The following is a 5,672-nucleotide window of genomic DNA, read 5'->3' as shown; positions in this document are numbered from 1 at the left end:
ATACGCGACGACATCCACGAAGCGTTCCTCAGCCTGGCCTGCAGCATCATCTGCTGGCGCCGACTGAAAAACCTCGCCCTTTGTTAGGAGTTCTAAGACCGCCGCCAGCACCCGGCCCTCACGGAGCAACGCCCACGCACTCCAAGCACGAATATGCGGGCAAGTAGCGCGCATGAGGGCGCGCGCCCGCACCCGTGCACCTGGCCGGGCGTGACCCACCGCAGGGCAGGGCGTTGGGCAGGCGTCGCGTGTCGGACCCCGGTGCGAGCTCGCACAGGGGACGCGACCAGCGAGGGCCCGACAGCAGGGCGTGCTGCGGGCCCTCGCCTCTCGCCCCCGTCCGCGCGCTGCGCAGGAACGACCGCCCCCTCTCCACCCGGCCGCGCTGCCGGATGTCCGCGCGCGGGCAGGGCCGGGCTCAGGCCACGAGCGCGCGGTGCACGGTGGGGAAGCAGTCGAAGACCGCGGCAAGGCCGCTGAGTTCCAGGACCCGCTGGATGCAGGGCTGTATGCCGGCCAGGCGGACCCAGCCCGGTGTGTCCCGGGTGGCGCGATACAGGCAGATCAGGGCGTTGATGCCGCTGGAGTCCATGAAGGTGACCCGTCTGAAGTCGACCACCACCCGGGCCGGAAGGCCGGCGTGATCAGCCGCGAGAGCCTGGCGCAGGCGGTGGGCGGTGTGCATGTCGACCTCGCCCTGCAGGCTCAGGACGGTGACACCGTCGTCGACGGTGCGGATGATGAAGAGCCGGCTGGGGCCCGTCGTGCCATGGGCATCACTCACGCGCGCCTCTGCAACGGTCGGCGGAGCATGCTGCCATGCCCCTGAGGAAACGGGCGGTCCTTCGACCCTAGGCGCGCAACAAGACCCCGCCCACCCGTCCTGCCTGCGAAAAACCCATTCGGGCGCGGAATATGCCCCGCCCCCTCGCACGCCCTGAGGGGGCGGCGCGCGAGGGGAGCGGTGCAACCGGTTGGGCGCGACCTGTCGGACAAGCTGACCGTTGGACCGTACGCATCACGTGCAGGAAGATCCGATCCCCTGCGGACCCTGCACACCCCCCTTTGAGGGCCCGCGTCGGCGGCGGGCCCTCAAAGGGCCCTCTCCGCACAGCCGCCCGCGATCCCTCCCCGCGCCCTCCTGCGCGCACCGCCGGGATGAACGCTCCCAGGGTTCATACGTCGTATCGGCCCCTTTTGACGCACTCCCCCGCACCCGAGGCCGTCACCGCTCATGCAGCGGAAGCTGCTGGTCCAGGCCCGCCCCTGCGAAAGCGAGCCGCGCCACGGGGCTCATGTCCGCGATGGTGACGCGGATGCCCACCGCCTTCATCCCCGAGCACATGCCCGCCAGCGCGAACGCGCTGTCGCCGCCGCAGTAGGAGACGTCCGCCAAGTCCAGCACCACCCCGCCGGCCCCGCTCTCCCCATGCGTCAGTTCCGCGATCGCCTCCGTCAGCAACTGCACCTCCGCCAGGCCCACCTCACCGATCACACTCACCCACACCGCGTCCTCACCCGCCTTCACATCGCGGACCACCAGCTCGAAATGCGGCTTCCGCACCATCCCCGCCCCCTCTTGGATCAGCAAGGAGCCAAAGCCCTCGCTCCGCCTGCCTTCCAGCCTGGCAACGCTCCCAGCCGCCTGTCAGGCCACCGCCCCGAATGCCTGCACACCGGTCTTCCAGGCGACCACGCACGCACCGAACGGCTCGCCGCCCACCGGCCCGCCCGCAAGCGCCCAGCCTCTGGGACCTGGACGGGGCGGCCGCACGGGCTCAAGCGGTGAGCGCGCGATCCACCGTGGGATAGCAGTCGAAGTAGCCGTCCAGGCCGGTGATCCGGAAGACCGGCTGCAAAACGGCGGGTATGCCCGCCAGGCGGAGCCATCCGGACACGGCCTTTGCCGTGCGGTGCAGGTCGATGAGGGCGCTCAGGCCGCTGGAGTCGACGAAGGCGACCCGTTCAAGGTCGACCACCACACAGGTGAGGCGGCCGGCCGGGGCGGTGAGGAAGGCCCGGCGCAGCAGGCCGGCCGTGTGGAGGTCGAGATCGCCCTGCAGGCTGAACACGGTGATGGTGCCGGTGACGGCGGGTATCACAAAGAGCCGGTCGGGCTCCTCCATGCTGGGGGTGGCGCTCACGCGTGTCTCCGCAAGAGTCGACGCAAGAATCCGTCCAACGGACGGCAGGGTGCCTGAGAGATTTCAGATGCGGCGCGAATGCATGACCTGTACCGGTACAGAATGCCGTGCCGGTGAGTATGTCAGCACGTCGGCAGACAGGTTGGCGTATGCGCAAAGTTCCCGTCCCGCTGCCCGCCGCGGTCCTACGCTGCCCTGCACGGCCGACTCCGAGGGCGAGGGGGATGAGGCATGCACTGGTCCGAGCTGGTACCCGATCTGCGGCTGGCCCTGATACGCGGCGAGGAGCAGACCACACTGCATCTGGCCGGCGAGCTCGACGTCGCCGCGGCCCTGGCGCTGTTCCGCACACTGCCGCTGCCCGCCATCTGCTCGGGGCGGGTGGTGCTGGACCTGAGCCGGGTGACGTTCTGCGACTCGGCCGGCGTGGAGGTGCTGCTGGCCCTGTACCACCAGGCCGCCGCCAGCGGCGGGCACCTGGTGTTGCAGACTGCGCACCGTGCGGTGCTGCGCGCCCTGGCCCGCAGCGAAGAGCCGGCCGCTGAGCGGCTCGCTGGCGCCTGCACCGCCCGGATGCGCCGGGCGCATCACCCCGACCAGCACCTGCTGCACCAGGCACTGGGCATGGCCCTGCGCCTGACCGACGCCCCCCTGGGCAACGCCCAGATCTGGGACGCCCCCACCCAAGCACTGCGCATCGCGGTCCAGCACGGCTTCCCCCGGGACTTCCTCACCTTCTTCGAGACCGTGACCGGCAGGGATTCCGCCTGCGGCACCGCCGCTTTCGACCGCTCCCCCGTCTTCGTCGAAGAGGTCGCCGCCCACCCGGCCTTCACCAACACCCCCGCCGCCGGTGTGCTGGACGACGTGCCCGTCCGCGCGGTGACCTCCCTGCCCATCACCACCCCGGCAGGCGACCTGATCGGCATAGTCTCCGTCCACCACCACCGCCCCAGGCGCTGGCCCGCCGAACAACGCCACCGTCTGCGCACCCTCGCCCACGCCACTGGCCAACTCGCCCAGCACTCGGCCTAGCCACACCGCCTCGGCCCGGGCACACCGCCACCACCGGCCGGCATATACCAGCACCCATGACGACACCGGCCCCGTGATTCGCTCCGCGCCCGCCAGCGAGGCCGACAGGACCGGCGCAGGGCGCACCGTTCGGCAAAGGGGGCGGAGTGGTTGCCGGGGAGCGCGCCTGCTCCCCTGAGGGCGGGGGTGGCAAACCCCCTTGACAGGGCGCGCGCAGCCGCTGACTACCTCAAAGGGACGGCCGCCGCCCGATGCGGACGGGTGTTTGTGTCCTGGGCGCCCCCGGCACCACCTGGTCGGCCGGTGCGGCTGCACGTCAGGGCGCGGCCGCACCGGCCGGTGACCCGCCGCACGCGCCGACACCCACGCGCAGCAGCTCACCTTCCTTGAGGTCTACTCCAGCGCGCCCTGAATGCCTAGAAGCAAAGCCGCATAACCGTACAGTGTAGACATATGCCCATCGTGTATGCGTACGCGCCGGTGCCGGAGGCATGCCCGGCCGCATCAGGAGTGCAGGACCTGCTCCAGGGTGGGATAGCAGTCGATGACGGCTTCCAGGCCGCTGAGCCGGATGACCCGCTGCACGGCCGGCTGCACCCGGACCAGGCGCACCCAGCCGGACGCGGCCCTGGCGGCGCAGTGCAGGCGGACCAGGGCGTTGACGTCGGAGGAGTCCAGGAAGCCGACCCACCGGCAGTCGAGCACCACCCGCACCGGATCCTGTCTGCGGTCGACGGTGAGCACCTGGCGCAGCCGCCCGGTGGTGTGCACATCGAGCGTGCCCAGCAACCGCAGCACCGTGGCACCGCCGACGACAGTACGGATGATCAAGAGCCGGCTGGGATCCGCCGCACCGTGCATACCGCCCATCCACGCCCCCGCAATCGGTCACACGATCCGCCCGGACCCACCCAGGACAGCACCAGCCACCCACAGTAGGCACCGCACGGCGCACGGCTCAGCCATACGCCGCACAGACGTCCGAAGCCGGTGGGAATCGCGGGGCCGCGGCAGGGGCGCGTGCGACGCCGGATGCGCCCAGGACCGCGTGCTCAGTCGTCGCCCAGGTCGGCGGCCCCGCCCACCGCGTCCGCGGCCGGGAAAGCCGCACGTCACCGGCCCGGTCAAGGGGCGCCGGGCGCGCCGACCACTTCTCTGGAAAACCCTCGGCGTGCTCCGGCGAAGCAGTACCAGCCCCCATCCCGCCGGGGCCGCCCGAGCCGGGCGGCATCCGCCACCAGGAGCACCGCTTGGTGCTCGCCGAAGTTCACCGCCTCGCACGCGCACGACACGCACGCACCTTGGGATGCTTTGTGCAGCAACGGGAGTTCTTGAGCGCGAAGGGTGGCCGGGTGCGCCGCGAGGAAGTGGTCCGCGCCGACTCCGTCTTTACCGCCACGGACCACTTGCCCTGATCATCACATGCCCGCCCTACGCTGCGCGGGTGTCCGCTCCAGCGAGGAGACAGTGCCCCGAACCGAAGCCGGTCCGGGGCACCTCCGGCCGCCGGCCCGCGCCACGGATACGCGGGCCGACGGGGTCTCTACGCCACCAGGACGAGCAGGATCCAGGCGAGAACCATGGCACCGCCGGTCAGCAGCAGGGCCCCGATGCGCGATGTCTTCATCGAGCCGCAGCCTCTGTTTTGGCTTCCAGTACCGCCCAGGTGCGTTTGCCCCACGGTCGGGCGGGGGCGCCCATGAGGTCGCAGCCCCACCGGACGGCCAGCGCCTCCACCAGGAGCAGGCCCCGGCCCGAGTCCTCATCAGGGCCCGGCACGCGCGGGGCCGGCAGACGGTGTGGCGCGTAGTCGACGACGGCCAGGTACACCGTGTGCTTCGTCTGCCGGGTGAGCTGGACGCGCAGCGAGGTGCCGCGTGCGTGCCGGACCGCGTTCGTCACCAGTTCGGACAGCAGCAGGGCCGCTTCGTCGGCCAGGTGCTGCAGTCCCCACTCGGACATCACCACGCGGGCCATCAGCCGGATGGCGCGTACGGCTTCCACGCTCCGCGCTATCGGGACGGTGTAGCTCGGCTGCCCCGTACTGCGGGGCACGGCCACCGGCGCTGGGGACGTGGGGCTGATTTTGGGGGTGGTCTCCTTGGACTGGCCCATGCAGCAACGCTAGGGGGAGTACAACGGGTGGTGGGCACACAGGGTGTGTGCCTTGCGTCTTGAGGGTCGAGGGGGATGGACGGGTACGCCGTCGGCCGGCGCATCGCCTACTGGCGCGCGCGCCGCCGCCTCACGCAAGCCGATTTCGGCGCCCTGATGGGACAGTCCCGGCGCTGGGTGCAGTCGCTGGAGTCCGGGGTGCGGCAGGTCGATCCCCGCCTGTCGGTGCTGGAGAACGCCGCCCGGGTCCTGCGGATCCCGCTGGTGTGGCTGCTGTCGGCCCCGGCCGACGCCGAACGGGTGGACGCCGTCGAGCTGGAGGCGATCCGGGCGGTGCTGTACCGGCACGACGTGATCACCAGCACCGCCGCCGACGGT

The 5,672-nt window shown here is 71.2% G+C and carries 7 protein-coding genes; 2 read left to right on the top strand and 5 right to left on the bottom strand.

Annotated features, from left to right (window positions below):
* Positions 1-418: 418 nt before the first annotated feature.
* The 3 genes from IE271_RS40000 to IE271_RS39990 all read right to left on the bottom strand — a co-directional run bounded on the left by IE271_RS40000 (position 419) and on the right by IE271_RS39990 (position 2,144).
* Positions 419-784 carry an STAS domain-containing protein gene (locus IE271_RS40000; protein WP_190195349.1) on the bottom strand — a complete coding sequence of 122 codons (366 nt, stop codon included), beginning with the start codon at positions 782-784 and terminating at the stop codon, positions 419-421.
* A 441-nt stretch (positions 785-1,225) separates the two neighbouring features.
* Complete coding sequence (locus tag IE271_RS39995) at positions 1,226-1,591, bottom strand: STAS domain-containing protein (RefSeq protein WP_190195348.1); 366 nt, start codon at positions 1,589-1,591, stop codon at positions 1,226-1,228.
* A gap of 187 nt (positions 1,592-1,778) precedes the next feature.
* Entirely contained in the window at positions 1,779-2,144 is a 366-nt protein-coding gene (locus IE271_RS39990) for an STAS domain-containing protein (RefSeq protein ID WP_190195347.1), read from the bottom strand.
* Between the two features lie 231 nt (positions 2,145-2,375).
* Here IE271_RS39990 and IE271_RS39985 point away from each other — a divergent pair, with 231 nt between their 5' ends.
* On the top strand, positions 2,376-3,179 hold the full coding sequence (locus IE271_RS39985; protein WP_190195346.1) for an STAS domain-containing protein: 804 nt from the start codon (positions 2,376-2,378) through the stop codon (positions 3,177-3,179).
* A 504-nt stretch (positions 3,180-3,683) separates the two neighbouring features.
* On the opposite strand, the gene IE271_RS39980 is transcribed toward IE271_RS39985, so the two are convergent.
* Both IE271_RS39980 and IE271_RS39975 read right to left on the bottom strand, forming a co-directional pair.
* Positions 3,684-4,010, bottom strand: coding sequence for an STAS domain-containing protein (locus IE271_RS39980; RefSeq protein ID WP_190195345.1), 327 nt, complete (start codon positions 4,008-4,010; stop codon positions 3,684-3,686).
* 792 nt (positions 4,011-4,802) lie between these two features.
* Positions 4,803-5,294 (bottom strand): ATP-binding protein, encoded by a 492-nt coding sequence (locus IE271_RS39975; protein WP_190195344.1) that lies wholly within the window; start codon positions 5,292-5,294, stop codon positions 4,803-4,805.
* Between the two features lie 75 nt (positions 5,295-5,369).
* Between IE271_RS39975 and IE271_RS39970 the strand changes: the two genes are divergently transcribed.
* Positions 5,370-5,672 (top strand): helix-turn-helix domain-containing protein (locus tag IE271_RS39970; protein WP_190195343.1); only part of this gene is annotated, 303 nt, incomplete at its 3' end.

The organism is Streptomyces minutiscleroticus, from assembly GCF_014650875.1.
GTDB lineage: Bacteria > Actinomycetota > Actinomycetes > Streptomycetales > Streptomycetaceae > Streptomyces > Streptomyces minutiscleroticus.
The sequence above is the reverse complement of the archived record's forward strand: the minus strand, read 5'-3'. Positions and strand labels throughout refer to the sequence as shown.